23 protein-coding genes and 1 pseudogene are annotated in these 25329 nt (G+C 71.0%); 17 read left to right on the top strand and 7 right to left on the bottom strand.

Going from position 1 to position 25329, the window contains the following annotated elements:
• Positions 1-5: 5 nt before the first annotated feature.
• Positions 6-2486 carry a ThuA domain-containing protein gene (locus tag ACIHFB_RS15875; protein ID WP_365286826.1) on the bottom strand — a complete coding sequence of 827 codons (2481 nt, stop codon included), beginning with the start codon at positions 2484-2486 and terminating at the stop codon, positions 6-8.
• A gap of 189 nt (positions 2487-2675) precedes the next feature.
• On the opposite strand from ACIHFB_RS15875, the gene ACIHFB_RS15870 reads away from it, so the two are divergent.
• From ACIHFB_RS15870 to ACIHFB_RS15860, 3 genes are all read left to right on the top strand, one after another.
• Positions 2676-3626, top strand: a complete 951-nt coding sequence (locus tag ACIHFB_RS15870; RefSeq protein WP_365286828.1) for a multicopper oxidase domain-containing protein — start codon at positions 2676-2678, stop codon at positions 3624-3626.
• 14 nt (positions 3627-3640) lie between these two features.
• Entirely contained in the window at positions 3641-4567 is a 927-nt protein-coding gene (locus tag ACIHFB_RS15865; RefSeq protein ID WP_365286830.1) for an NAD(P)-binding domain-containing protein, read from the top strand.
• 95 nt (positions 4568-4662) lie between these two features.
• Positions 4663-5664, top strand: coding sequence for a LacI family DNA-binding transcriptional regulator (locus tag ACIHFB_RS15860; protein WP_365286832.1), 1002 nt, complete (start codon positions 4663-4665; stop codon positions 5662-5664).
• A 122-nt stretch (positions 5665-5786) separates the two neighbouring features.
• On the opposite strand, the gene ACIHFB_RS15855 is transcribed toward ACIHFB_RS15860, so the two are convergent.
• On the bottom strand, positions 5787-6641 hold the full coding sequence (locus ACIHFB_RS15855; RefSeq protein ID WP_365286834.1) for an LLM class flavin-dependent oxidoreductase: 855 nt from the start codon (positions 6639-6641) through the stop codon (positions 5787-5789).
• A 298-nt stretch (positions 6642-6939) separates the two neighbouring features.
• Between ACIHFB_RS15855 and ACIHFB_RS15850 the strand changes: the two genes are divergently transcribed.
• Both ACIHFB_RS15850 and ACIHFB_RS15845 read left to right on the top strand, forming a co-directional pair.
• A complete protein-coding gene (locus tag ACIHFB_RS15850; RefSeq protein WP_400127065.1) occupies positions 6940-7731 on the top strand; it encodes a VOC family protein in 792 nt (263 codons plus the stop codon).
• A 177-nt stretch (positions 7732-7908) separates the two neighbouring features.
• Complete coding sequence (locus ACIHFB_RS15845) at positions 7909-8154, top strand: WhiB family transcriptional regulator (RefSeq protein ID WP_365286838.1); 246 nt, start codon at positions 7909-7911, stop codon at positions 8152-8154.
• A 62-nt stretch (positions 8155-8216) separates the two neighbouring features.
• Here ACIHFB_RS15845 and ACIHFB_RS15840 read toward each other — a convergent pair whose 3' ends face one another.
• The 3 genes from ACIHFB_RS15840 to ACIHFB_RS15830 form a co-directional block, all read right to left on the bottom strand.
• On the bottom strand, positions 8217-9191 hold the full coding sequence (locus ACIHFB_RS15840; RefSeq protein ID WP_365286840.1) for an acyl-ACP desaturase: 975 nt from the start codon (positions 9189-9191) through the stop codon (positions 8217-8219).
• A gap of 196 nt (positions 9192-9387) precedes the next feature.
• Positions 9388-10164: a dimethylargininase gene (gene ddaH, locus ACIHFB_RS15835; RefSeq protein WP_365286842.1), complete on the bottom strand. Its 777-nt coding sequence runs from the start codon at positions 10162-10164 to the stop codon at positions 9388-9390.
• Positions 10165-10261: 97 nt separating this feature from the next.
• Complete coding sequence (locus tag ACIHFB_RS15830; protein ID WP_400127064.1) at positions 10262-11890, bottom strand: ABC-F family ATP-binding cassette domain-containing protein; 1629 nt, start codon at positions 11888-11890, stop codon at positions 10262-10264.
• Between the two features lie 304 nt (positions 11891-12194).
• Between ACIHFB_RS15830 and ACIHFB_RS15825 the strand changes: the two genes are divergently transcribed.
• Both ACIHFB_RS15825 and ACIHFB_RS15820 read left to right on the top strand, forming a co-directional pair.
• A complete protein-coding gene (locus ACIHFB_RS15825) occupies positions 12195-12866 on the top strand; it encodes a GPP34 family phosphoprotein (RefSeq protein ID WP_400127063.1) in 672 nt (223 codons plus the stop codon).
• A gap of 43 nt (positions 12867-12909) precedes the next feature.
• Positions 12910-13155 (top strand): isocitrate lyase/phosphoenolpyruvate mutase family protein, encoded by a 246-nt coding sequence (locus ACIHFB_RS15820; RefSeq protein WP_400127062.1) that lies wholly within the window; start codon positions 12910-12912, stop codon positions 13153-13155.
• A 10-nt stretch (positions 13156-13165) separates the two neighbouring features.
• On the opposite strand, the gene ACIHFB_RS15815 is transcribed toward ACIHFB_RS15820, so the two are convergent.
• Entirely contained in the window at positions 13166-13579 is a 414-nt protein-coding gene (locus ACIHFB_RS15815; protein ID WP_365286850.1) for an SsgA family sporulation/cell division regulator, read from the bottom strand.
• A 281-nt stretch (positions 13580-13860) separates the two neighbouring features.
• Between ACIHFB_RS15815 and ACIHFB_RS15810 the strand changes: the two genes are divergently transcribed.
• The 4 genes and pseudogenes from ACIHFB_RS15810 (at position 13861) to mmpA (ending at position 16086) form a co-directional block, all read left to right on the top strand.
• Entirely contained in the window at positions 13861-14913 is a 1053-nt protein-coding gene (locus ACIHFB_RS15810; protein WP_365286852.1) for an oxidoreductase, read from the top strand.
• A gap of 22 nt (positions 14914-14935) precedes the next feature.
• Positions 14936-15133 (top strand): annotated as a pseudogene (locus ACIHFB_RS15805) (plasmid stabilization protein); the annotation flags it as partial.
• A 36-nt stretch (positions 15134-15169) separates the two neighbouring features.
• Positions 15170-15868 (top strand): endonuclease V, encoded by a 699-nt coding sequence (locus tag ACIHFB_RS15800; protein ID WP_365286853.1) that lies wholly within the window; start codon positions 15170-15172, stop codon positions 15866-15868.
• A gap of 62 nt (positions 15869-15930) precedes the next feature.
• Positions 15931-16086, top strand: coding sequence for a morphogenic membrane protein MmpA (mmpA, locus tag ACIHFB_RS15795; RefSeq protein ID WP_365286855.1), 156 nt, complete (start codon positions 15931-15933; stop codon positions 16084-16086).
• 7 nt (positions 16087-16093) lie between these two features.
• On the opposite strand, the gene ACIHFB_RS15790 is transcribed toward mmpA, so the two are convergent.
• Positions 16094-17266 (bottom strand): saccharopine dehydrogenase family protein, encoded by a 1173-nt coding sequence (locus tag ACIHFB_RS15790; protein ID WP_400127061.1) that lies wholly within the window; start codon positions 17264-17266, stop codon positions 16094-16096.
• A gap of 92 nt (positions 17267-17358) precedes the next feature.
• Here ACIHFB_RS15790 and ACIHFB_RS15785 point away from each other — a divergent pair, with 92 nt between their 5' ends.
• From ACIHFB_RS15785 to ACIHFB_RS15760, 6 genes are all read left to right on the top strand, one after another.
• Entirely contained in the window at positions 17359-17739 is a 381-nt protein-coding gene (locus ACIHFB_RS15785; RefSeq protein ID WP_400127060.1) for an MmcQ/YjbR family DNA-binding protein, read from the top strand.
• A 103-nt stretch (positions 17740-17842) separates the two neighbouring features.
• Positions 17843-18982 carry a CaiB/BaiF CoA transferase family protein gene (locus ACIHFB_RS15780; RefSeq protein WP_400127059.1) on the top strand — a complete coding sequence of 380 codons (1140 nt, stop codon included), beginning with the start codon at positions 17843-17845 and terminating at the stop codon, positions 18980-18982.
• On the top strand, positions 18979-20121 hold the full coding sequence (locus ACIHFB_RS15775; RefSeq protein WP_400127058.1) for an acyl-CoA dehydrogenase family protein: 1143 nt from the start codon (positions 18979-18981) through the stop codon (positions 20119-20121). Before ACIHFB_RS15780 ends, ACIHFB_RS15775 begins: the two co-directional genes overlap by 4 nt.
• Before the next feature lie 24 nt (positions 20122-20145).
• Positions 20146-21360, top strand: coding sequence for an acetyl-CoA C-acetyltransferase (locus ACIHFB_RS15770; RefSeq protein ID WP_365286865.1), 1215 nt, complete (start codon positions 20146-20148; stop codon positions 21358-21360).
• Positions 21361-21401: 41 nt separating this feature from the next.
• On the top strand, positions 21402-23576 hold the full coding sequence (locus ACIHFB_RS15765; RefSeq protein ID WP_365286867.1) for a 3-hydroxyacyl-CoA dehydrogenase NAD-binding domain-containing protein: 2175 nt from the start codon (positions 21402-21404) through the stop codon (positions 23574-23576).
• Positions 23577-23674: 98 nt separating this feature from the next.
• Entirely contained in the window at positions 23675-25321 is a 1647-nt protein-coding gene (locus tag ACIHFB_RS15760; protein ID WP_400127057.1) for a thiamine pyrophosphate-binding protein, read from the top strand.
• Positions 25322-25329: the final 8 nt, after the last annotated feature.

Here is a 25329-nt window from a genome sequence, read left to right as displayed (position 1 = left end):
GCGTCTCACTGCGCTCCCCTCGCCAGTTGGCCGGCGGCCGGTGTCGGCCCGCCGCCCGTGTAAGTGACCCGCCACAGCGCCGACTTGGCGTCGGAGGTGAAGAAGCCGCGGCCGTAGTCGAGGACGTACAGCGACCCGTCAGGACCGAACTTCCAGTCCATGAGGTTCTTGATGCCGTCGTTGCCGACCGGCACGATCTTCTTCAGCGACTCCGAGTGGATCGGCAGACCGCCGTCACCGTGTGTCTTGGGGTCGGTGAGGACGGCGTTGCGCGGCTGGTCGCCGTCGTAGAAGTCGCCGACGAACCACTTGCCGTCCCAGTAGGAGGGCCACTTCGTGGCGCTCGTGCTCTGCGCGTCGTACCGGTAGACCGGACCGTTCATCGTGGCCTGGCCACCGCCCTTGAGCCACGGCAGCAGGTACTTGGCCTCCGCCTGCTTGTAGGAGGGGATGCCGTTCGCGTCGCGCGGGTAGTCCGGGGCACCGCCCTGGGGCGAGTACCAGATGTTGTTGCCGGTGACCGGCGGCAGGTTGACGAGGCCGTCGTTGTTCGGCGACTCGTTCTTGGGGTTGTCGCAGTCGTACCAGCCCAGCGGCTTCGTCGGGTCCGGCAGATTGCGGTCGCGGTAGGGCTGCTTGTTGCCCATGCAGTACGGCCAGCCCCGGTTGCCCGCCTTGGTGATGACGGCGAACGTGTCGTACTTGGCCGGACCCCAGGTCGTCGAGGGCGCGCCTGCGTCCGGGCCGACCCAGCCCGCGTACAGGATGTCGGTCTTCTGGTCCACGAAGATGCGCGCCGGGTTGCGGACGCCCATCACATAGATCTCGCCGCGCGTCTTGCCGCCGCCCTCGTCGGTCTCCTTGCCGGTGAAGAGGTTGCCCTCGGGGAGGGTGTACGTCCCGTCCGGCTCCGGGTGGATGCGCAGGATCTTGCCGTTGAGGTTGTTGGTGTTGCCGGCGGTGCGGCGCGCGTCGGCGAAGGAGACGCCCTTGTAGTTGGGCTGCGGGTTGTTGCCCGAGTAACCGTCGCTGAAGCCACTGGAGTTGTTGTCGCCGGTCGCGATGTACAGGTTGCCCTTCGAGTCCCAGGACATCCCGCCGCCCGCGTGGCAGCAACTGTGCACCTGCACCGGCCACTTGAGCAGCACCTTCTCGCTGCTCAGGTCCAGCTTGTTCGTGGCCAGGTCCAGCGTGAAGCGGGAGACCCGGCGCTCGGCCATCTGCGTGTCGCGGTTGAGCTGCGAGTGCGGCGTGTAGTGCAGATACACCCACCCGTTCTGCTCGAACCCCGGGTCCAGCTCGATGCCGAGCAGCCCCTCCTCGACCTTGATGAGCTCGTCGCCGCCGCCCTTGTTGCCGAACACCGTCAACGCGCCCGCCGGCGTGACCTTCTTGGTCGCGGGGTCGTAGACGTGGATCTCGCCCTTGCCCTTGCCGATGTCCGGGTTGTTCCAGTCGGTGATCACCGGCTGGGAGGAGTCGGCGCCGCCGCGGCCGATGTACAGCACCCGTCCGTCGGGCGCGGTGACCAGGCCGTGCGGCTCGCCGATCTGGTCGTTCTGGCCGGGCTGGTTGGCCTGGGTCAGGCGCTCCGCCTTGTAGTTGGCGTTGATCGTCGCCTTGCAGTCGGCCTGCGCGAGCCGGGTCGTCCACAGCAGCGCGCCGCGCAGATGCGCGCGGAAGTCCGTCTCGTCGTACGACGACACCGTGCCGCCCATGCCGGTGTAGAAGGAGCGTCCGCCGTCGTAGTCACGGCACCAACTCACCGGATGGTCCCAGCCGTTGGCGGTCGTGCCCGGCTGGTACGTCGACTCGCGGACGCGGGCGACGGTGTGCACCTGGCCCGAGGGGTTCTGCACCCAGTTGAACCACTGGTCCGGGTGGGTCCACTGGACCGGCAGATCCTTGGTGGCCGGGTGCTGCCGGTCGCCGACCTCAACTGTCGCCCGTTGTACGGCCGTCGGGCTGGAGGCGGCAGGGCGGGCGCCGACCAGACCGGTGAACCAGTCCGAGTACGGCTCCGCGCGTGCCGCGTCATGGACGCCGAGGAAACCGCCGCCGGCCTCCATGTAGGCCTCCAGGCCCGCCTCCTGCTCCGGGTCGAGGACGTCTCCGCCACCGGTCAGGAACACGACCGCGTTGAAGCGGCCCATCCGGGTCTCGTCGGTGAAGACCGAGGCGTCGTCCGAGGCCACGACCTGGAAACGCTGGTTCTCCGGTCCCGACAGGCCGATCTTCTCGATGGCCTCGATCCCGGCGTTCACGACCGGCGACTCCTCCCCGGCCGCCGCGGAACCGTAGAAGATCAGCACCCGGACATTCGCGCCGCCCGGGGGCGACTTGATGGACATCGTTGTCATGGGCGGTCCGGGGTCCGGACGCGCGTTTGCGGCGGGTCCGGACATGAGTCCGGCGGCGACGATGCCGGCGGTCACAGTGGCCGCCCAGACCCGTCTTCTTCTTGTGCTCAACCCTCGTAAGCGCATGGGCACCTCCTCGGTCACAGCCACAACGCCAAGGAAGCTAGACCTCTTTGCATGACACGCCAATACCTATGGCCGCAATGGCACGAACTTTGTCCCGGGTGTGGATAAACGGGTGTGGGGCCGGTACGGTCGCACAGGTTCATCACAGGTGCGTCTCCGCAAGTTCCGTATCAGGGTGGGGAGTTCCGCATGGACAGACGCGGGTTCAACAGACGGGTGCTGCTGGGTGGTGCGGCCGTGGCGACATCGTTGTCGATGGCCCCCGAAGCGGTCAGTGTCGACGCCACGGCGAAGACCGCTCCGGCCGGCGGCGCGGTCAGGCACATCAAGCTGTACGCCGAGAAGTTCGCCGACGGACAGTTGGGCTACGGCTTCGAGAAGGGGAAGGCGACGATCCCCGGGCCGCTGATCGAGCTCAACGAGGGCGACACCCTGCACATCGAGTTCGAGAACACGACGGACGTACGGGCGAGCCTGCACGTCCACGGCCTGGACTACGAAGTCTCCAGCGACGGCACCAAGTTGAACAAGAGCGACGTCGAACCGGGCGGCACCCGCACCTACACCTGGCGCACCCACGCGCCCGGCCGCCGCAAGGACGGCACCTGGCGGGCGGGCAGCGCCGGCTACTGGCACTACCACGACCACGTCGTCGGCACCGAGCACGGCACTGGCGGCATCCGCAAGGGCCTGTACGGTCCGGTGATCGTCCGCCGCCAGGGCGACATCCTGCCCGACATGACGTACACGATCGTCTTCAACGACATGCTGATCAACAACAAGCCGGCGCACTCGGGGCCCGACTTCGAGGCCACGGTGGGCGATCGCGTCGAGATCGTCATGATCACGCACGGCGAGTACTACCACACCTTCCATATGCACGGTCACCGCTGGGCGGACAACCGCACCGGCATGCTCACCGGACCCGACGACCCGAGCCAGGTCATCGACAACAAGATCGTGGGCCCGGCGGACTCCTTCGGCTTCCAGGTGATCGCGGGGGAGGGGGTGGGAGCGGGCGCGTGGATGTACCACTGCCATGTCCAGAGCCACTCCGACATGGGGATGGTGGGGCTGTTCCTGGTGAAGAAGACGGACGGGACGATCCCGGGGTACGAACCGCACGAACACGAGCACTGACCGACCATGGAGCGGTGACACTTCTGCTGACGCGCGGTGACCTGGAAGCCGTACTGGAGCCCGAGGCCTGTCTGGCGGTTCTGCGGGAGGGGTTCCGTGCGGCGGCGGATGCGCCGGTCCCGGGACAGCGGGTACGGACCGACCTGCCGTTTCCCGGCACGGCCACGGCCCTGCTTCCCGGAGTCCTGCCCGGCATCGAGGCGTACACGGTCAAGGTCAACGCCAAGTTCCCCGGCGCCCGGCCCGCCCTGCGCGGGGTGGTCTGCCTGCACAGCGGCCGGGACGGTGAGCTGCTCGCCCTGCTGGACTCTGCGACGGTCACCGCGTGGCGCACGGGTCTTGCGGCGGCGCTGGGCACCCATGTGCTGGCCGGCGCCGCGGACGTCCTCGGGGTGGTCGGTGCCGGTGCACAGGCGGAGCTGATGGTGCGCGGGCTGGCTGCCCTGCGGGGACCGCGCGAACTCGTGGTGCACGACACGGATCCCGACCGTGCGGCCGCCTTCGCCGCACGGCACGGCGGGCGGGTGTTGGCCTCGGCGCCGGGAGTCGCCGCTGCCGCCGGCATCGTCCTGCTGGCCACCTGGTCCCGGGAGCCCCTGCTGCGCCTCGCGGACATCGGGGAGGGCCGGCACCTCACGAGTCTGGGCGCGGACGAGCCGGGCAAGCGGGAACTGGCCGCCGATCTGCTCGCCGCAGCGCTCCTGGTCGTCGACGACCGGGAACTCGCGGCGGCGATGGGCGCGTTGGCCGTACCCGGGCTCCACGCCGACGCCACGCTGGGGGAGGTGCTGCGAGGTGAGCATCCGGGGCGCGCCGGTGCGGCGGCCCGTACCGTCTACGCGCCCGTCGGGCTTCCGTGGCAGGACCTGGCGCTTGCCTGGCTCGCCTACGAGCAGGCCGGGCGCAAGGGCGCAGGACAGCGGGTCGACCTGTTGTCCTGAGGCACGGCGCATGCCGATGCCGGGCGGGAGAGCGCTCTCACCCGGGCTCGGGGCGCGGCTATCCTGATCCGCAGCCGCAGATGAGGAGCCCCCAAGTGACCGAGACCGCCCCCCGTCCCACGTTGGAGGCCGTGGCTGCCCGGGCCGGGGTCTCCAGGGCCACCGCGTCCCGTGTGGTCAACGGCGGGGACGGGGTGCGCGAACCCCTCGTCGAGCGGGTCCGGCGGGCGGTGGAGGAGCTCGGGTACGTCCCCAACCAGGCGGCCCGCAGTCTGGTGACCAGGCGGCACGACGCCGTCGCCGTCGTCGTCGCCGAACCGGAGACCAGGGTCTTCGCCGACCCCTTCTTCGCCCTGCAACTCCGCGGCATCAGCAAGGAGCTGACCGCCCACGACAACCAGCTCGTACTGCTGCTCACGGAAGGCCGGGACGATCACGCGCGCGTGGGCCGCTATCTCGCCGGCGGGCACGTCGACGGCGCCCTGGTCTTCTCACTGCACCTCGACGACCCGCTGCCCGGACTGATCCAGCGTGCGGGTGTCCCGACCGTGTTCGGCGGGCGGCCCGGCTGGAGCGACGGCACTAGCGGCCTGGTGTACGTCGACTGCGACAACCGCGGCGGCGCCCGTGAGGCCGTTCACCACCTCGTCGGCCTCGGCCGTACCCGCATCGCGCACATCACCGGGGCGCTCGACCAGACCTCGGCGGTGGACCGACTCGACGGGTTCCGCGACGTCATGGCCGACGGCGATCCGCGGCTCGTCGTGGAGGGCGACTTCACACCGGCCGGCGGTGAGCGGGCCATGCGCGAACTCCTCGACCGGTGCCCCGACCTGGACGCCGTGTTCGCCGCGAACGACCTGGCAGCCGCGGGCGCCCTGCGCGTGCTGCGCGAGCGCGGGCGGCGGGTGCCGGACGACGTCGCGGTGATCGGCTTCGACGACATGCTGCCCGTCGCCGAGCAGACCGACCCGCCGCTGACGACGGTCGGACAGGACATCGAGGAGATGGGCCGGCTGATGGCACGGCTGCTGCTGCGCGGCGCACGGACCGGAGTGGTCATGCCGACCACGCTGGTGCGGCGGGCCTCCGCGTAGGGCCTGTCCTGGTCGGGACGAGCGGTCCTGGTCAGGACGCGGCAAGGGACTCCCGGGGCACGGTGTGCGGCCGCCGACCGGTCGGCGGCCGCACACCGTGCAGTTCGTCGGGCGGGGAACCGCTAGAGCACGGCGTCGGCCAGGCGTGCCACCTCGTCGAGGTCGGCGATGGTCGGGTTGAGGACGAGTTCGTCCGCGCCGAGGTCCTCGAAGGCCTTGGCTGTCGCCTTGATCGCCTCGGCTCCTCCGCTGACGGTGGAGGCGAGGAAGTCGGCGGCGTCGGGACCTGCCGTCGTGTAGTAGTCGTGGACGCTCGCGCGTCCCGCCTCCAGGTCCGCGAAGGCGAAGTAGGCGATGGCGACCAGGTAGGGGGAGCCCTCGCGGCCGGCGTCCTTCCAGGCGGCGCGCACGCCGTCGAAGGCGGGACCGATCATGGCAGGCGGCACCGAACCGCCGATGAATCCCTGGCCGGACCGGGCGACGCGCTCGAAGGACGCCGGAACCCCGCCGCCGAAGAGCAGGGGCACCTCACGGGTGCCCTCGGGCACGAGCGGGTTGTCGCAGCCGGCCGGGGTCTCGCCGCGCCAGATGCTGCGGTAGGTCTCGACGTCCTGGTCGAGCCGCTTGCCGGTGCCGCGTGCACCGAGGCCCTCGACGACGAAGTCGTCCGGGCGTCCGCCGAGGCCGAGCCCGAGGGTGAGCCGGCCGCCGGAGACGCCGTCGATGCTCGCCGCCTCCTTCGCCAGCATGGCCGCGGGCCAGACGGGACCGAGCAGGACGGTGCTGAGGAGACCGATACGGCTCGTGGCACCGGCGGCGGCGGCCAGCGCCACCGTGTCCATCACACCGGGGTAGGCGATCCGGCCGACGGTACCCAGGGTGGAGAAGCCGGCGTCTTCGCCACGTCGGGCCCACTCGGGGATGACGGTGGGCCGCACATTGCGGATCTGGTTGGGGAGTCCAATGCCGATTTTCACGAACTGTGCTCCTTGCGGTGGATCGAGCGCACGGACGGCGCTCATTGCGGGGCAGCTTCCAGTGAGCCCCGTGAAGGAGTATGTACGGCGCCGAGAAATTTCACCGACCGGGTCCCACCTCGTGGTAAGCGCTATACGAGAGCTTTACGCGCGGCCCACCTACTCCTCCTCGTCGGCGTCGAGCCTTGCTGCCTCCGGGGCGCGCAACGGCCGCGGGACCCCGTCGGCCGGTGCGATTGTCAGTGGGCGGTGGAAGACTCGGCAGAGCAGGCAACGGGATCCATCAAAGGAGAGCAGCGTGCTCACGACCCGTTTTGTGAACGGCGCTCCCAACTGGGTCGATGTCGGCACGGCCGACATCGGGGGCGCGACATCCTTCTACGGCGCCCTGTTCGGCTGGGAATTCCAGTCGGCGGGGCCCGAGGCCGGTGGTTACGGCTTCTTCCAGGCCGGCGGCAGGATCGTCGCGGGGGGCATGCAGACCACACCGGAGCAGGGTCCGCCCGCATGGACGGTGTATTTCCAGAGCGGGGACGCGGACGCCACGGCCAAGGCGGTGGAGTCGGCCGGCGGCAGCGTGCCGGTGGCGCCCATGGACGTCATGGGACAGGGGCGGATGGCGATCCTCGCCGATGACACGGGCGTGCCCTTCGGGATCTGGCAGCCCGCCGCCCGCAAGGGGCTCGACATGGTCGGCGATCCCGGGTCGCTGTGCTGGGTCGAGCTCTACACCCCGGACATCGCGCGGGCGGCCGCGTTCTACGACTCCGTGTTCGGCTGGGAGACCTCGGCCGAGCCCTTCCCCGGCGGCGACTACACCAGCATCAACCCCGCAGGGGCCGAAGAGAGCGCCGTGTTCGGCGGTCTGGTGCCCCTGGCGGACAGCCCGACCGAGTCCGCGTCCGGTCCGTGCTGGCTGGCGTGGTTCGAGGTGGAGGACCCGGACGCCGTGGTCGCCAAGGCGCAGGAGCTGGGCGGCAGGATCCGAGTGCCCGCCACGGACGAGGCGGGCGTCGGCCGACTGGCCAAGATCGAGGACCCCTACGGCGCGCGCTTCGGGGTGATCAAGACCGCCCCGCAGGAGAGCTGAGCGCGGCCGGTCTCTTCCGCGTCCGGCACGGCCGCCGGGAAATCACGTCGGTCGTGCCGCGCGCCGCCGTGCGGTGGCCTGCTCCGCGCGGTCATCATCGAGGTGGCCGGAGGCACCGGGCGCGGCGTTGATCCGGCGTTGATCGAACGTTTTTCACGGCCCGGCAGGCTTCCGGCCATGCACATCGAAACGATCGCCCCGCCCGACCTCTCCTGGCAGGAGGAGGCGTTGTGCGCGCAGACCGGGGCGGAATTCTTCTTTCCCGAACCAGGCAGCTCCGTACGGGAGGCGAAGCGAATCTGCGGCCTGTGCCCGATCCGCTCCGTCTGCCTCGAGTACGCGCTGGACAACGACGAGCGCTTCGGTGTCTGGGGCGGCCTGTCGGAGAAGGAACGGCTGGAACTCAGGCGCCCGTCACCCTGAACCGCCGTACCTGAATGCCAACGGGGGGGCGGCGGCAGAGCCGCCGCACCGGGTGTTTCGGTTCAGCTCGCGGCTCGCGCCGCCATCCGCGCCTTGCGTGCCGCCAGCTTCTCGTCGAACTTGGACGCCTCCGCGTCCAGCCCGCCCATGTACAGACCGAGCTCGTCCTGCGCCGCCTGTCCGTCGGGGCCGAGGCCGTCGATCTCCATGACCTTCAGGAAGCGCAGGACGGGCTGGATGACGTCGTCGTGGTGGATGCGCATGTTGTAGATCTCGCCGATCGCCATCTGCGCGGCGGCCCGCTCGAAGCCGGGCATGCCGTGACCGGGCATGCGGAAGTTCACGATCACATCGCGCACGGCCATCATCGTCAGGTCGGGCGCGAGCTCGAAGGCGGCCTTCAGCAGGTTGCGGTAGAAGACCATGTGCAGGTTCTCGTCGGTCGCGATGCGCGCCAGCATGCGGTCGCAGACCGGGTCGCCGGACTGGTGGCCGGTGTTGCGGTGCGAGACGCGGGTCGCCAGCTCCTGGAAGGCGACGTAGGCGACCGAGTGCAGCATCGAGTGACGGTTGTCCGACTCGAAGCCCTCGCTCATGTGCGCCATGCGGAACTGCTCGAGCTGGTCGGGGTCGACCGCGCGTGAGGTGAGCAGGTAGTCGCGCATCACGATGCCGTGCCGGCCCTCCTCGGCGGTCCAGCGGTGCACCCAGGTGCCCCAGGCGCCGTCCCGGCCGAAGAGCGAGGCGATCTCGTGGTGGTAGCTGGGGAGGTTGTCCTCGGTCAGCAGATTGACGACCAGCGCGATGCGGCCGATCTCGGTGACCTTGGACTGCTGCTTCTCCCAGGCCTCGCCGTCCTCGAAAATCCCGGGGAAGTTACGGCCGTCGCTGAACGGCACGTACTCGTGCGGCATCCAGTCCTTGGCGACATTCAGATGCCGGTTCAGCTCCTGCTCGACCACTTCCTCCAGCGCGTACAGCAGCCGGGCGTCGGTCCAGGCGGACGGGCTGCCGAGGTGAGGGGAAGTGATCGTCACGGGAACTCCAGGGGACGTGGGAGAATCCGGCGAGCGGTGCCGGCTAACTTACGGGATCGTAGGCTACGTATCCGTAGGTTACGAAGCCGTAGGTTAAGGGCGCCGTAAAGACTGCTGATCAGCAAGGCTTCGCAAGAAGTACGGGTCATGCCCGGACGTACAGGTCCCGGGGCTTTTGGGGTGATTCGGCACCCGGTCAGGCATACAGCTCGCGCAGCCTGACCGAGAGGCATGTCACACAGCCCTCGAGCTTCTCGAACTCACTGATGTCCACGAGGACCGGATCGTGGCCGAGGTCGGTGAGCAGCTCCGCCGTCTTGGGCGCGCTTGCCGCCATCAGCAGCTTGCTGCCACCGAGCAGGACCACGTGCGAGCCGGCCTCCTCGGGCACCGACAGAAAACGCGGGAACAGCGACGGCCTGTCCACTTTGGGGATGTGCCCGATGACCGTCCCGTCGGGCAGGGCCGTCACCGCCGACTTCAGGTGCAGCACCTTGCTCACCGGTACGGCGACGATCCGCGCCCCCAGCGGTTCGAACGCGGCCCGCAGCTGCTGGACGCCGGCCGCGTTGGTACGGCCGCCGCGGCCGACGTAGATGGTGTCGCCGATCTTGAGGACATCGCCGCCGTCCAGCGTGCCGGGCTCCCAGATCCAGTTCACCGAGCAGCCGAGCCGGGCCACGGCCTCCTCGACGCCGAGGGTCTCCTCGCGCCGGGACTCCGCGCCGGAGCGGGCGATCAGCGCGACGTTCCGGTACATGACGACCGTGTCCTCGACGAACACCGAGTCGGCGCAGTCGTCGACCGGGTCCACCTCGATGGTCTCCCAGCCGTGCGTGCGCAGGGCCTCCGCATACGCCTCCCATTGCTCGACCGCGAGATCGACGTCGACCTTCTCCCGCTCGATGTGGGTCACCAGCCCTTCGGCGAGGCGTGGGCCGGGGCGGCGGATGAGGGCCTTCTTGCTGGGCACGTCCAGATCTCCGAATCGGGTGAGGGGATCGGCGCCCGTAACGCAGCGCCGATCCGCCATCATGCAGGGCAGGTCCGGGCGCACGAAACCCCCGTCGTCAGGCTGTGGCCTCCCCGAGATGATCCTCTGGCGTGGTCTCCCGCAGTTCGCCGTCCAGGAGCAGCCACCGGGTGATGCCGATCGACTCCAGGAACGGCACGTCGTGACTGGCCACGATCAGCGCACCCTCGTACGACTCCAGAGCCGTGGTGAGCTGTCGCACGCTCGCCATGTCGAGGTTGTTCGTCGGCTCGTCCAGCATCAGCAGCTGCGGTGCCGGTTCCGCCAGCATCAGCGCGGCCAGGGCCGCCCGGAAGCGTTCGCCGCCGGAGAGTGTCGCCGCCTTCTGGTCGGCCCGGGCGCCGCGGAACAGGAAGCGGGCCAGCCGCGCCCGGATCCGGTTGTTGGTGGCGCCCGGCGCGAACCGGGCCACGTTCTCGGCGACGGTGCGCTCGCCGTCGAGGACGTCGAGCCGCTGCGGCAGGAAGCGCAGCGGCACATGTGCCTCCGCCACGCCCGACACCGGCGCCAGCTCTCCGGTGATCGTCCGCAGCAGCGTCGTCTTGCCCGCGCCGTTGCGCCCGATCAGCGCCACCCGCTCCGGACCCCGCAGCTCGAAGCCGCCGGCCACCCGCGCGCCGTACGCCAACTCCAGGTCCTGGAGGGTGAGGACCGTACGGCCCGGTGGCACGGCCGTGTGCGGCAGGTCGACGCGGATCTCGTCGTCGTCCCGGACGGCCTCCACCGCCTCGTCGAGCCGGTCCTTGGCCTCGGCGAGCCTCTCCTCGTGCATGATGCGGTGCTTGCCCGCGGACTCCTGTGCCGCGCGCTTGCGTGCCCCCATGACGATCTTCGGCTCGCGCTTCTGGTCCCACATCTTCTGGCCGTACCGCTTGCGGCGGGCCAGTTTGACCTGGGCGTCCGTCAGTTCGCGCTTCTGCTTCTTCAGATCGGCCTCGGCGACCCGCACCATGCGCTCGGCCGCCTCCTGTTCGGTGGCGAGGGCCTCCTCGTACGCCGAGTAGTTGCCGCCGTACCAGGTGATCTCCCCGGAGCGCAGATCGGCGATCTGGTCGACCAGGTCCAGGAGTTCACGGTCGTGACTGACCACGATCATCACGCCCGGCCAGGAGGAGACGGCCGCGTACAGCCGTTTGCGGGCGTAGATGTCGAGGTTGTTGGTGGGCTCGTCGAGCAGCAGGACGTCCGGTCGGCGCAGCAGCAGTGCGGCCAGCCGCAGCAGCACCGACTCACCCCCCGACACCTCGCCGATCGTGCGGTCCAACTCGACGTGTCCCAGCCCGAGTTCGCCGAGGGTGGCGAGTGCGCGCTCCTCGACGTCCCAGTCGTCGCCGACGATCTCGAAGTGCTTCTCGGCCACATCGCCCGCCTCGATGGCGTGCAACGCGGCCCGTTGCGCCGCGATGCCGAGCGTTTCGTCGACCCGGAGTGCGGTGTCGAGCGTGACGTTCTGCGGGAGGCAGCCGACCTCGCCGGCGACGCGGACGGCGCCGTCGGCCGGTGTGAGATCCCCGGCGATGAGCTTCAACAGGGTTGATTTCCCCGATCCGTTGACGCCGACGAGTCCCGTCCTGCCCGCGCCGAATGCGGCGTCGAGGCCCTCGAAGACAGGGGTGCCGTCGGGCCAGGCGTAGGACAGGGACGTACAGGTGACGGACATAGACATGCGGGTCTCCGCGGTTGCTTGAAACGATCAGGGGGCAAACGCGTATCGAGACACGGGAGTGCGACAGCTTCAGCGAGAGGGGAGCCCTGAGGGCATGAGAAAAGCCCTGCTCGTCGAGGACGGCTCGAACGCCGAGGTCGCACGCAGCGCACACCGAAGGGTGTGACGCGGTGTCTCAGGACCTCAGACGAGCAACGTCCTACTCCGATCGACGACAACAGAACCGATGTAAACGGTACGAGAGCTTTCATCGGCCGTCAACGGATTAACGTGAGCCCCGACCTCACCGCGCGAAGGAGGCCCCGTGCCCAACGGCTCGCTCTCGCTGCCGGCCCGGCTCTACCTGCTGGCCTGGGACACCACGAGGAACGAGGTCACCGGCGCCGCCCACCTCCCCTATGTGGTGCGGGCAGGCGCCCTCACCGAACTGGCCCAGCGCGGCCTGCTCACGGACGTCGACGGCATCGCGACGCCGGTCGACATGGACTCCCGCACCGGGGACGCCGTGCTCGACGGCCTCCTGGAACTCGTCCGGGAGTCGCGCCCGCACCGCTGGCGCAGCTGGGTGAAGCTGCACGCGCGCGTGACGCTCGACGCGGTGCGCGAGAAGCTCGCCGCCGACGGCTATCTGAGGGTGATGAAGAAGCGGGTCCTCGGGGTGTTCCCGAGTGTGGAGTACGGCGTGGAACGCGCCGCCGTCGTGGAGGCGCTGCGCGAGGAGGCGCGGCAGGTCCTCGAAGGACCGGTGCCGGTCGCGGAGGTCTCCGACCGGGACGCGGCCGTCGTCGCCCTCGCGGTCGCGGGCGACCTGCGCATGCTGGTGCCCCGGAAGGAGCGCAGCCGCCACGAGGAACGGGTGGAGGCGCTGACGGAGCGGAGCGGTGCGGCAGCGCCGGGCCTGCGGACCGCGGTCCGCGAGGTGCGCGCGGGGGTGGTCGCGGCGGTGTCGGCAGCGGCGGTGGCGACAGGGGGCTGAGGCGGCAGGGATCTTCGTCCCCGGGGCCGTCGACCCGGGAACCGTGAAGCTGCCCGCCGACGGGATCGACGCGCCGCCGAACGTGATGGCGGGTCCCGGCGCACCGCCGGTCGCGGAGCCGGCCGCACTCGGGGTCGCCCGCGTGAGCGTCGGCTCGGGCATGGCCCAGGCCGCGCACGCCCTGGTCCGCCGGGCCACGCGGGAGCTGCTGGCGGCGGGGACGTACGAGTCGCTGGCGGACGGGCTCGACTACGGCGAGCTCAACGCGCTGCTGGGGCGGACGCGCTGACTCGGCGCCGTCAGGCGTCCCGCATCAGCTCGGCGAGGTCGTGGTCCAGGTCGAACTGAAGGTGCTCCAGGCCGACGGGGACGAGCGCGCTCGTGGCCGCCAGGAAGGAGCGCAGCTCCTCCGAGCGGACATGCACGACGGCGGTGCCCTCGGGGGCGTGGAACTCCAGGACGGTGCGGTCGTACCCGTACGGCCGTACCCGCACGTCGCCGTGGCCCTCGGCCTCCTGCATGCCGGCGGCGAGCAGTTCGCGCGAGAAGGTCCAGCAGACGTCCACGCCCTCCAGCGTGGCCGGGGCCGGGAAGGTCATACGGACCGCGAACGGATCGCTGCGGTCGTACTGGAGGGTGGCGGGAATGCTCGGCATCCGCGGTGCTGCGGCGACGAGACGGGCCTCGACAGGCTGCTCGATGACGATGGACAACGCCTTGCTCCCTTGTGACGACTGGACGGACTTCCGGGGATGAGGCCGGTCACTGGAAGAGACGACGGAATCGGCCAATCCGTGCACACGAATCGAGAGTGACGTCGGTCACCGCCCTGCTGTAACGGGAGGGACCCGGCGCGCCTCATGCGCTCCAAGGGGCACGTGTGGCGGAGCCGACGCCATCTGGACGGCACCGGGGCGGTGGACTAGCTTCGCCCGCCATGAGGCGTATGGGGAGCACGCGACGGTCCGGGGCACGGGGACGTACGAGACGAGCGATGTCCGTGGGGGTGGTGTGCGGGGCGGCGCTGGCCGTGCTGACGTGCTCCGGGCCCGCACAGGCGGGTGCGGGCCGGTCGCCGCACTGGGAGCTCAAGGACAGCGGCACGACGGACGTACGGTTCCGGGGGCTGGCGGCCGTCAGCCGGGGCACCGCCTGGCTGGCCGGGAGCGCGGGCACCGTTCTGCGTACCACGGACGGCGGCGGGACCTGGCGGAACGTCTCGCCGCCGGGCGCCGCCGACCTGGAGTTCCGGGATGTCGAGGCGTTCGACGCGCGGCGCGCCGTGGTGCTGGCCATCGGCGAGGGCGAGGCGTCCCGCGTCTACCGCACCGAGGACGGCGGGGCGACCTGGACCGAGTCCTTCCGCAACACCGAGGCGCGGGCCTTCTACGACTGCATGACCTTCTTCGACCGCCGTCACGGCCTCGCCATGAGTGACCCGGTGGACGGAAAGTTCCGCATCCTGTCGACGAGCGACGGCGGCCGCTCCTGGAAGGTGCTGCCCGACACCGGCATGCCCGCGGCACTGGACGGCGAGGCCGGGTTCGCGGCGAGCGGCCAGTGCCTGGTCGCCTCCGGCCCCAAGGACGTCTGGCTGGCCACCGGCGGCGCCGCCCACGCGCGCGTGCTGCACTCGGCCGACCGCGGACGGACCTGGACGGCGACCGACACACCGATCCCGGCCGGCGACCCGGCCCGCGGCGTCTTCGCGCTCGCCTTCCGCGACCGCACGCACGGCCTCGCCGTCGGCGGCGACTACCGCCCGGACCAGGCCTCCCCGCAGGCCGCCGCACGCACCGCCGACGGCGGCCGCAGCTGGCAGAGCGCCGCCCAGCCGCCGCCCGCCTACCGCTCCGGCGCCGCCTGGCTCCCGTACAGCCGCACCGCCGCCCTCGCCGTCGGCCCCACCGGCACGGACCTGACGACGGACGGCGGCCGCACCTGGCGGACGGTCGACACCGGTTCCTACGACACCGTGGACTGCACGGCGGACCTGGGCTGCTGGGCCGCCGGGGAGAAGGGACGCGTGGCCCGTCTGGAGAGTTGAGCCGCAATCCGGGTACCCGGTCGCCCAGGAGCGCGGCGAGAGCCCCGGGCGCGCCAGGGAGATCGCCGCCCGCACGGTCAACAAGGAACGCAGGCGTTCCGGCAAGGGCTCCCGGGGCCCCACCTACGACCAGCTCTACGAAGAGGCCAAGCGCCGCAACATCCACGGCCGTTCGGACATGAACAAGAGCGAGCTGGAGCGGGCACTGGGCGGCAGGTGAACCGGGACGGCGGACGGTCGTAGCCTCGTCCTCACCATGACGACCGTACGCATCCCCGCGGGCTGGCCCGCGAACGAGGAACAGGCCCTTGCCGTCCAGGACGAGTTGCGCGATCAGGTCGTGCTCGACGAGCCCGGGCCGCCGCCCGGATCGGGGCACGTGACCGGTGTCGACGTGGCGTACGACGACGAGCGGGACGTCGTCGCGGCTGCCGCCGTCGTCCTGGACGCGGCCGGTCTTGAGGTCGTCGCCGAGGCCACGGCCGTGGGGCGGATCTCCTTCCCGTACGTGCCCGGCCTGCTCGCCTTCCGTGAGATCCCCACGGTCCTCGCCGCCCTGGACGCGCTGCCGTGTCCGCCCGGCCTGGTCGTCTGCGACGGCTACGGCCTGGCTCACCCGCGCCGCTTCGGCCTCGCCGCCCACCTCGGCGTCCTCACCGGCCTGCCGACGATCGGCGTCGCCAAGAACCCGTTCACCTTCGCCCACGACGACCCCGACACCCCGCGCGGCAGTACGTCCCCGCTGCTCGACGGCCCGGCGGAGGTCGGCCGCGCCCTGCGCACCCAGGACTCCGTCAAGCCCGTCTTCGTCTCCGTCGGCCACCGGGTGAGCCTCGACAACGCCTGCGCACACACCCTCGCGCTCAGCCCCACGTACCGCCTCCCGGAGACGACACGCAGAGCCGACGCACTGTGCCGGAGAGCACTGCGGGACGCGACACCGGGTGCGATCTGAGTACGCCGACTGAGTACCCGTACGGATGTGGCCACGCCGCAGGGGTCGGCAGGCTGGGGCGCATGACGACACACCGTGCCGCCCGTGCCCCGAAGCCCCTCGCCGACCCGAACCGACCGGTCGAGCGTGCCGTGAACGCCGCGCTGGTCCTCGCCGTGCTGGCCGGGCTCGGCTGGATCGGCGGCATGATCTACACCCTGTTGGGATGGTCGATGTAGGACCCGTTCACCGGCTCGCGGCCACGCGGAAGGTGATCCCCGCCGTGCGCAGCCGTTCGGTCAGCGCGTCGCCCATCGCCACCGCCGTCGTGACCTGTCCGCTCGTCGGCGGAAGGTCGTCGAAGGCCAGGCACAGCGCTGACTCGGCGAACATCTTCGCCGTCTCGCCGTACCCGGGGTCCCCGCCCGCGACCTCGGTGAACACCCGCCGGCCGCCGCCCTCGCCCACGAAGCGCACGGAGAACCAGCTCTTCGCCCGCTTCTCGGGACCCGGCCCGTCCCCGGGCTCCAGCCGGGAGGACAACCAGCGCCGTGCGACCGGGAGTTGGGCCGCCGCCGCGAGCGCGCCCACGAAGGCGACCCCGCCCAGCGCGACCGGCAGATGCCGGACGGCGGCGTACTCGCGGTAGCGGAAGTCGGGCCCGTACCGCTCCAGGGCGCGCGCGGACCGCCGTACGATCTGCGCGTCGATGGTGGGCAGCGGCACCGCCCAGGCGCCGACCTCCCCGGCGAACCGCGGCGCACCCGTCGGTGCGCTGGCCCGGCGGCCCACCAGCCTCGGCTCGTGCCGGTTCCGGTCCCGCGCGGCGGCCGCCAGTTGGCGCCCACGGGCCATCTGGTTGAGCGCCGAGGCGAACGTGCCGCCGGAGAACATGGCGTTCGCGGTCACGAACCCGTCGACGGTCAGCGGCACCCCCTCCGGCAGTTGGCGCACCGTGAAGTACGCCCCGAGGTCGTGCGGGATCGAGTCGAAACCGCAGGCGTGCACCAGCCGCGCGCCCGTCTCACGCGCGCGTGCGTCATGCCGGACGTACGTCAGGTCCACGAACTCCGGCTCGCCGCTCAGGTCTATGTAGTCGGTGCCGGCCTCCGCGCAGGCGGCGACCAGTTCCTCGCCGTACGTCACGTAGGGGCCGACCGTCGTGGCCACCACGCGCGCGTGCTCGGCGAGTTCGCGCAGCGCGGCCGGATCGGACCCGTCCGCCTGCAGAACGCCGACGTCGCCGCCGAGTCGCTCGCGGAGTTGCTGAAGTCTGTCGCGGTTGCGCCCGGCGATCGCCCAGCGCAGCCCCTCGGGTGCGTGCGCGTCGAGGTACTCGGCTGTGAGCACCCCGACGAAGCCCGTGGCTCCGTAGAGCACGATGTCGTAGGGACGGTCCGTCCTGTTCGGCCTGGTCATGACACTCCTGGATCCCGCCGCAGCGCCGTTGTCGGTGGCCGAGGCTAGCGTGAGGAGTGCGGAGCCCGACGACGAGCCCGGAGGTGTGTGCGGTGGCCGTGCCCAGGAATACCCTGAAGAAGTGGGAGAAAGTACGCGCGTTCGCCCTCGGCCTGCCCGGCGCCGCCGAGGAATTCCCCTGGGGTGAGACCGTCGCGAAGGTCAACAAGAAGGTGTTCGTCTTCATGGGCGTCGTCGACGGCAGCTATCCGATGGGCGTCACGGTGAAGCTCAAGGACGAGGAGGCCCACGCCCATGCCCTGACCTGCCCCGGCGCCGAGCCCGCGGGGTACGGCCTGGGCAAGGCGGGCTGGGTGAGCATCCCCCTGGAGCAGCAGGGCGCCCCGGCCGCGGAGCTGCTGTGCGACTGGGTGGAGGAGAGCTATCGGACGATCGCGCCCAAGAAGCTCATAGCGGAGCTGGACACGCGCTGACGGCACCTTGGCTAAGCGCTTGCTCGCCAGGTCTTGTGTCCGTCGCCCCACGTTCTTAGCATCACTGGTGTTACATCGGTTGTGTCATACCCCAGGGGGTTGGATGACGACGGCGTCACACACACCAGCGCAGGGCCCGCTCAGCGGCGTCCGCGTGGTCGAGCTGGCCGGTATCGGACCGGGCCCTTTCGCCGCCATGCTGCTGGCGGACCTGGGCGCCGACGTCGTGCGCGTGGACCGGCCCGGCGGCTCGGCGCTCGGCGTCGACCCGGCCTACGACGTCACCAACCGCAACAAGCGCTCGGTCGTCGTCGACCTGAAGTCCCCGGACGGCCCCGCCCGCGTCCTCGACCTCGCCGCCCGCGCGGACGTCCTCATCGAGGGCTACCGACCCGGAGTCGCCGAGCGTCTCGGCGTCGGCCCCGAGGCCTGCCGGGCCCGCAACCCCAGGCTCGTCTACGGCCGGATGACCGGCTGGGGCCAGGAGGGCCCCCTCGCGGACCGCGCCGGTCATGACATCGCGTACATCGCACTGACCGGCACCCTGGGGATGATCGGCGACGCGGACCGGCCCCCTGCCGTCCCGGCCAACCTGCTCGGCGATTACGCGGGAGGCTCGCTCTACCTCGTCGTCGGTGTCCTGGCGGCCCTGCACCACGCGCGCCTGACCGGAACCGGCCAGGTCGTGGACGCCGCCATCGTCGACGGCACCGCCCATCTCTCCGCGATGATCCACGGCATGCTCGCCGCGGGAGGCTGGCAGGACCGGCGCGGCGCCAACCTCCTGGACGGCGGTTGCCCGTACTACGGGACGTACGAGACGGCCGACGGCAAGTACATGGCGGTCGGCGCCCTGGAACCGCAGTTCTACGCGGAGTTCCTGGACCTCCTCGGCGTCGAGGGACACGCCGGGTCCCGCAAGGATCCCGCGCGCTGGGACGAGCTGCGCGAGGCCGTCGTGGCCCGCTTCAAGTCCCGTACGCGGGACGAGTGGACGACCGTCTTCGAGGGCTCCGACGCGTGCGTGGCCCCGGTGCTGTCGCTGCGCGAGGCCCCGCACCACCCCCACCTCGCCGCCCGCGCCACCTTCACCGACCACGGCGGCATCACCCAGCCCGCCCCAGCGCCCCGCTTCTCTGCGACCCCGACCGCCGTCCGCACAGGCCCCGCCCGACCGGGCGCCGACACGGCCGACGTGGCCCGCGACTGGGACGTACCCGACCTCATGAAGGGCCAGGAATGAAGCGGCAGATCTTCGCCCCCGAGCACGAGGCGTTCCGTGCGACCGTCCGCAGCTTCCTGGCCAGGGAGGTGCTGCCGTACTACGAGCAGTGGGAGAAGGACGGCGCCGTCTCCCGCGACGCCTGGCGCGCGGCCGGCAAGCAGGGCCTGCTCGGGTTCGCCGTGCCCGAGGAGTACGGAGGCGGCGGCACCCCCGACTTCCGCTACAGCGCCGTGCTGGCCGAGGAGTTCACGCGCGCGGGCGCTCCCGGGCTCGCCCTCGGGCTGCACAACGACATCATCGGCCCGTATCTGACCGGCCTGGCCACCGAGGAGCAGAAGCGCCGCTGGCTGCCCGGCTTCTGTGACGGCTCGCTGATCACCGCCATCGCCATGACCGAGCCCGGCGCCGGATCCGACCTCCAGGGCATCCGGACGCACGCCGAGGACCGGGGCGACCACTGGCTTCTGGGCGGCTCCAAGACGTTCATCTCCAGCGGCATCCTCGCCGACCTGGTGATCGTCGTGGCGAAGACGACACCCGAGGGCGGCGCGCACGGACTGTCGCTGCTCGTCGTCGAGCGCGGCATGGACGGCTTCGAGCGCGGCCGCAACCTCGACAAGATCGGCCAGAAGGCGCAGGACACGGCCGAGTTGTTCTTCCGCGACGTCCGAGTGCCCAAGGAGAACCTGCTCGGCGACCTGAACGGCGCCTTCGTCCACCTGATGACGAACCTCGCGCAGGAGCGCCTGAGCATCGCCGTCTCCGGGATCGCCGCCGCCGAGCACGTACTGGAGATCACCACGGAGTACGTCAAGGAGCGCGAGGCCTTCGGCCGGCCGCTGTCGAAGCTCCAGCACATCCGCTTCGAGATCGCCGAGATGGCCACCGAGTGCGCCGTCACCCGCACCTTCCTCGACCGCTGCATAGAGGACCACGCGCGCGGCGAACTCGACGCCGTGCACGCCTCGATGGCCAAGTGGTGGGCGACCGAGCTCCAGAAGCGCGTCGCCGACCGCTGTCTCCAACTGCACGGCGGGTACGGCTACATGGCCGAGTACCCCGTCGCCCGGGCCTTCACCGACGGCCGCATCCAGACCATCTACGGCGGGACGACCGAGATCATGAAGGAGATCATCGGCCGTTCCCTGCTGGGCTGACCCTCACCCTCGAAAGGCTTACCTGTGAGCACCGAAGCGTACGTGTACGACGCGATCCGCACCCCGCGCGGCCGCGGCAAGGCGAACGGCGCCCTGCACGGCACCAAGCCCATCGACCTGGTCGTCGGACTGATCCATGAGATCCGGAGCCGCTTCCCGGGCCTGGACCCGGCCGCCATCGACGACATCGTGCTCGGCGTCGTCGGCCCCGTCGGCGACCAGGGCTCGGACATCGCCCGCATCGCCGCCGTCGCCGCCGGACTGCCGGACACCGTGGCGGGCGTACAGGAGAACCGCTTCTGTGCGTCGGGCCTGGAGGCCGTCAACATGGCCGCCATGAAGGTACGTTCCGGCTGGGAGGACCTGGTCCTCGCCGGTGGTGTCGAGTCGATGTCCCGGGTGCCCATGGCCTCGGACGGCGGCGCCTGGTTCAACGACCCGATGACGAACCTGGCCGTCAACTTCGTGCCGCAGGGCATCGGCGCCGACCTGATCGCCACGATCGAGGGCTTCTCGCGGCGGGACGTCGACGAGTACGCGGCCCTCTCCCAGGAGCGGGCGGCCACGGCCTGGAAGGAGGGCCGCTTCGAGCGGTCCGTCGTCCCGGTGAAGGACCGCAGCGGTCTCGTCGTCCTCGACCACGACGAGCACATCCGCCCCGGCACCACCGCCGACTCCCTCGCCAAGCTGAAGCCGTCCTTCGCGGACATCGGCGACCTCGGCGGCTTCGACGCCGTGGCGCTCCAGAAGTACCACTGGGTCGAGAAGATCGACCACGTCCACCACGCCGGCAACTCCTCCGGCATCGTCGACGGCGCCTCGCTGGTCGCGATCGGCTCCAAGGAGGTCGGCGACCGGTACGGCCTGCGCCCGCGCGCCCGCATCGTCGCCGCCTCCGTCTCCGGCTCGGAGCCGACCATCATGCTCACCGGCCCCGCGCCCGCCACCCGCAAGGCCCTGGCGAAGGCCGGCCTGACCATCGACGACATCGACCTCGTCGAGATCAACGAGGCCTTCGCGGCGGTCGTCCTGCGCTTCGTGCGGGACATGGGCCTGTCCCTCGACAAGGTCAACGTCAACGGCGGCGCCATCGCACTGGGCCACCCGCTCGGCGCGACCGGCGCGATGATCCTCGGCTCGCTCGTCGACGAACTGGAGCGCCAGGACAAGCGGTACGGCCTCGCCACGCTGTGCGTGGGCGGCGGCATGGGAATCGCCACGATCGTCGAGCGCATCTGACATCCCTGCGGAATCACGACACTTCTACGGAGACCCTCGTCATGACACAGAGCACCACCATCCGCTGGGAACAGGACCGCGCCGGCGTCGTCACCCTCGTCCTCGACGACCCCGACCAGTCCGCGAACACCATGAACCAGGCGTTCCGTGACTCCCTCGCCGTGGTCACCGACCGCCTGGAGGCCGAGAAGGACTCCATCCGCGGCATCATCTTCACCTCCGCCAAGAAGACCTTCTTCGCCGGCGGCGACCTGCGCGACCTGATCCGGGTCACACCGGAGACCGCACAGGAGCTGTTCGACGGCGGCATGGCGATCAAGCGCCAGCTGCGCCGTATCGAGACGCTCGGCAAGCCGGTCGTCGCGGCGCTGAACGGCGCGGCCCTCGGCGGCGGCTACGAGATCGCGCTCGCCTGCCACCACCGCATCGCCCTCGACGCCCCCGGCTCGAAGATCGGCTGCCCCGAGGTCACCCTCGGCCTGCTCCCCGGAGGCGGCGGCGTCGTGCGCACCGTACGCCTCCTCGGCATCGCCGACGCCCTGCTGAAGGTGCTGCTCCAGGGCACCCAGTACAGCCCGCAGCGCGCCCTGGAGAACGGCCTGGTCCACGAAGTGGCCGCCACCCAGGACGAGTTGATGGCCAAGGCGCGCGCCTTCATCGAGGCCAACCCCGAGTCGCAGCAGCCCTGGGACAAGCCGGGCTACCGCATCCCGGGCGGCACCCCCGCGAACCCCAAGTTCGCGGCGAACCTGCCCGCCTTCCCGGCCAACCTGCGCAAGCAGACGAACGGCGCCCCCTACCCGGCCCCGCGCAACATCCTCGCGGCCGCCGTCGAGGGCTCCCAGGTCGACTTCGAGACCGCGCAGGTCATCGAGGGCCGCTACTTCGTGGAACTGGCCGCCGGGCAGACGTCGAAGAACATGATCCAGGCGTTCTTCTTCGACCTCCAGGCCGTCAACTCCGGCGCCAACCGCCCCAAGGGCATCGAGCCGCGCCAGGTCCGCAAGGTCGCCGTCCTCGGCGCCGGGATGATGGGCGCGGGCATCGCGTACTCGTGCGCCCGCGCGGGCATCGACGTCGTCCTCAAGGACGTGTCTGCTCAGGCGGCCGCCAAGGGCAAGGCCTACTCCGAGACGCTGTGCGCGAAGGCCGTCTCCAGGGGCCGTACCACCCAGGAGAAGGCGGACGCGCTGCTCGCCCGCATCACACCGACCGCGGACCCGCAGGACGTGGCCGGCTGTGACGCCGTCATCGAGGCCGTCTTCGAGGACCCGGCCCTCAAGCACAAGGTGTTCCAGGAGATCGAGCACATCGTCGAACCCGACGCGCTGCTCTGCTCCAACACCTCCACGCTCCCGATCACCGCCCTCGCCGAAGGCGTCGAGCGCCAGGGCGACTTCATCGGGCTGCACTTCTTCTCGCCCGTCGACAAGATGCCGCTCGTCGAGATCATCAAGGGCGAGCGGACCGGGGAGGAGGCCCTCGCCCGCGCCTTCGACCTGGTGCGGCAGATCAAGAAGACGCCGATCGTCGTCAACGACTCGCGCGGCTTCTTCACCTCCCGGGTCATCGGCCACTTCATCAACGAGGGCGTGGCGATGGTCGGCGAGGGCATCGAGCCCGCGTCGGTCGAGCAGGCGGCCGCGCAGGCGGGCTACCCGGCCAAGGTGCTGTCGCTGATGGACGAGTTGACGCTCACGCTGCCGCGCAAGATCCGGGGCGAGTCGAAGCGGGCCGTCGAGGAGGCGGGCGGCACCTGGCAGACCCACCCCGCGGAGGCCGTCATCGACCGCATGGTCGACGAGTTCGGGCGGACGGGCCGCAGCGGCGGCGCGGGCTTCTACGACTACGTGGACGGCAAGCGCGCCGGCCTGTGGCCGGGCCTGCGGGAGCACTTCACGCGAGAGGGCGCTCAGATCCCCTTCAAGGACATGCAGGAACGCATGCTGTTCTCGGAGGCGCTCGACACCGTGAAGCTGGTCGAGGAGGGTGTGCTGACATCGGTCGCCGACGCCAACATCGGCTCCATCTTCGGCATCGGCTTCCCGGGCTGGACCGGCGGCATCCTCCAGTACATCAACGGCTACGAGGGGGGCCTGCCCGGCTTCGTGGCACGCGCGCGTGAACTCGCCGAGCGCTACGGCGAGCGCTTCACGCCGCCCGCGCTGCTCGTGGAGAAGGCGGAGAAGGGCGAGACGTTCACCGACGCGCCCTGACGTGTCGCTGAGCGACACGCTCACCTTGCCCTCGGGGGACGGGAGACCGAGGCTGACCGGCGAACCGGTCACGGTCCCCGTCCCCACGAGGAGCCCCCATGGGATACCGTCCCGCCCTCGCCCTGCTGGACATCCTCCGCGGTGAGGGTGTGGACCGCATCTTCGGCAACCCCGGAACCACCGAACTCCCGTTCCTGGCCGCGCTGTCGGAGACCGACGGCGCACCCGAGTACGTCCTCGGCGTGCACGAGGGCGCCGTCGTCTCCATGGCCGACGGCTACGCCCGCGCCACCGGCCGTCCGGCCTTCGTCAGTCTGCACATCGCCGCCGGGCTCGCCAACGGGCTCATCGGCCTGCTCAACGCCCGCCGCTCCCGCACCCCGCTGGTCGTCATGGCCGGCCAGCAGGACCGCCGCCACCTCCAGCAGGACCCCATGCTCTCCGGCGACCTCATCGGCCTCGCGACCCCCGCGGTGAAGGCGACGTACGACGTCCAGCACGCCCACGACCTGCCCCTCGCCCTGCGTCGCGCCTTCGCCCAGGCGGTACGGCCCCCCGCCGGACCGGTGTTCCTGTCCGTCCCGGTGGACCTGCTGGCCGAGGACACCGAGGTCGAGGTCCCCGCCCGCACCCCCGTCCCCCCGCAGGGACCGGCCGTCGGCCTGGAACGGGCCGCCCTCCTGCTCGGCGGCGCCACCCGTCCCGCGATCGTCGCCGGCGACGGAGTCGGCCGGGAGAACGCCCTCGACGCCCTGGTCCGGGTGGCGGAAACCGTCGGCGCGACCGTCCACCACCAGCCGATGGCCGACTTCCTCGACTTCCCCACCACCCACCCCCTGTACGCGGGTGCACTGCCGCCCCGCCACGATGTCATCCGCGCCACGCTGGACGCGTACGACGTCGTCCTGATCGCCGGCGCGCACGCCTTCACGCCCCACCCCTACAGTCCGGGCCCCGCGCTGCCGTCCGCCCTCACCGTCGTCCACCTCGACCCGGACCCGGACGAGATCGGCCGCAACTTCCCCGCGGACGCCGGCCTGGTGGGCGCGCTCGGCCCGTCCCTGCACCGGCTCGCCGAACTCCTGCGGGAACGCGTCCCCGCGCACACCGCCAAGGGCCGCATCCTCCGGGCCGGCGAGCGCCACACCGCCGAACGCGACCGCACGGAATCAGCCGCCCGCGCCGCCTACTCCGAGGCCCCGCTCGCCCCCTGGGCCGCCGCCCACGCCGTCGCCCGCGGTCTGCCGCCCGATGCCGCGGTCGTCGAAGAGGCCATCACCGTGGGCCTGCTCGTGCGCCGTCTCGTCCGACTGGACCGCCCCGGCAGCTACACCCACACCGTCGGCGGCGGCCTCGGCTGGGGCATCGGCGCCGCCGTCGGCCGCGCCCTCGCCGAACCCGACCGGCCCGTTGTCGCCGTCCTCGGCGACGGCAGCGCCCTGTTCGGCCTCCAGAGCCTGTGGAGCGCGGCCCGGCAGCAGACACCGGTGCTGTTCGTGGTCATGAACAACGGGGCCTATCGGACCGTGCAGGACACCTACGAGGCGATGGGCGGAAAGGGAGTCTGCCCCGGCACGGAGCTGGGGCAGCTGGACTTCGTGCGGGCGGCGGACTTCTTCGGGGTGGAGGCGGTGCGGGCCCGGAGCGCGGACCATGTGTGCGAACTGGTGGCGGGGGTGGGGGAGTTGAGCGGCCCGCGACTGGTGGACGTACGACTGCGGGAACAAAGCCCGTCCGGCCATTGAGGAATCCT

The organism is Streptomyces sp. NPDC051963, assembly GCF_044593495.1.
Lineage (GTDB): Bacteria > Actinomycetota > Actinomycetes > Streptomycetales > Streptomycetaceae > Streptomyces.
The sequence above is the reverse complement of the archived record's forward strand: the minus strand, read 5'-3'. Positions and strand labels throughout refer to the sequence as shown.

Excerpts from the sequence above, each read along its gene's own strand:
- ACIHFB_RS15875 (WP_365286826.1), bottom strand. The coding sequence starts at position 2,486 with ATGCGCTTACGAGGGTTGAGCACAAGAAGAAGACGGGTCTGGGCGGCC.
- ACIHFB_RS15870 (WP_365286828.1), top strand. The coding sequence starts at position 2,676 with ATGGACAGACGCGGGTTCAACAGACGGGTGCTGCTGGGTGGTGCGGCC.
- ACIHFB_RS15845 (WP_365286838.1), top strand. The coding sequence starts at position 7,909 with ATGCACATCGAAACGATCGCCCCGCCCGACCTCTCCTGGCAGGAGGAG.
- ACIHFB_RS15830 (WP_400127064.1), bottom strand. The coding sequence starts at position 11,890 with ATGTCTATGTCCGTCACCTGTACGTCCCTGTCCTACGCCTGGCCCGAC.
- ACIHFB_RS15810 (WP_365286852.1), top strand. The coding sequence starts at position 13,861 with ATGTCCGTGGGGGTGGTGTGCGGGGCGGCGCTGGCCGTGCTGACGTGC.
- ACIHFB_RS15800 (WP_365286853.1), top strand. The coding sequence starts at position 15,170 with ATGACGACCGTACGCATCCCCGCGGGCTGGCCCGCGAACGAGGAACAG.
- mmpA (WP_365286855.1), top strand. The coding sequence starts at position 15,931 with ATGACGACACACCGTGCCGCCCGTGCCCCGAAGCCCCTCGCCGACCCG.
- ACIHFB_RS15790 (WP_400127061.1), bottom strand. The coding sequence starts at position 17,266 with ATGACCAGGCCGAACAGGACGGACCGTCCCTACGACATCGTGCTCTAC.
- ACIHFB_RS15780 (WP_400127059.1), top strand. The coding sequence starts at position 17,843 with ATGACGACGGCGTCACACACACCAGCGCAGGGCCCGCTCAGCGGCGTC.
- ACIHFB_RS15775 (WP_400127058.1), top strand. The coding sequence starts at position 18,979 with ATGAAGCGGCAGATCTTCGCCCCCGAGCACGAGGCGTTCCGTGCGACC.
- ACIHFB_RS15765 (WP_365286867.1), top strand. The coding sequence starts at position 21,402 with ATGACACAGAGCACCACCATCCGCTGGGAACAGGACCGCGCCGGCGTC.
- ACIHFB_RS15760 (WP_400127057.1), top strand. The coding sequence starts at position 23,675 with ATGGGATACCGTCCCGCCCTCGCCCTGCTGGACATCCTCCGCGGTGAG.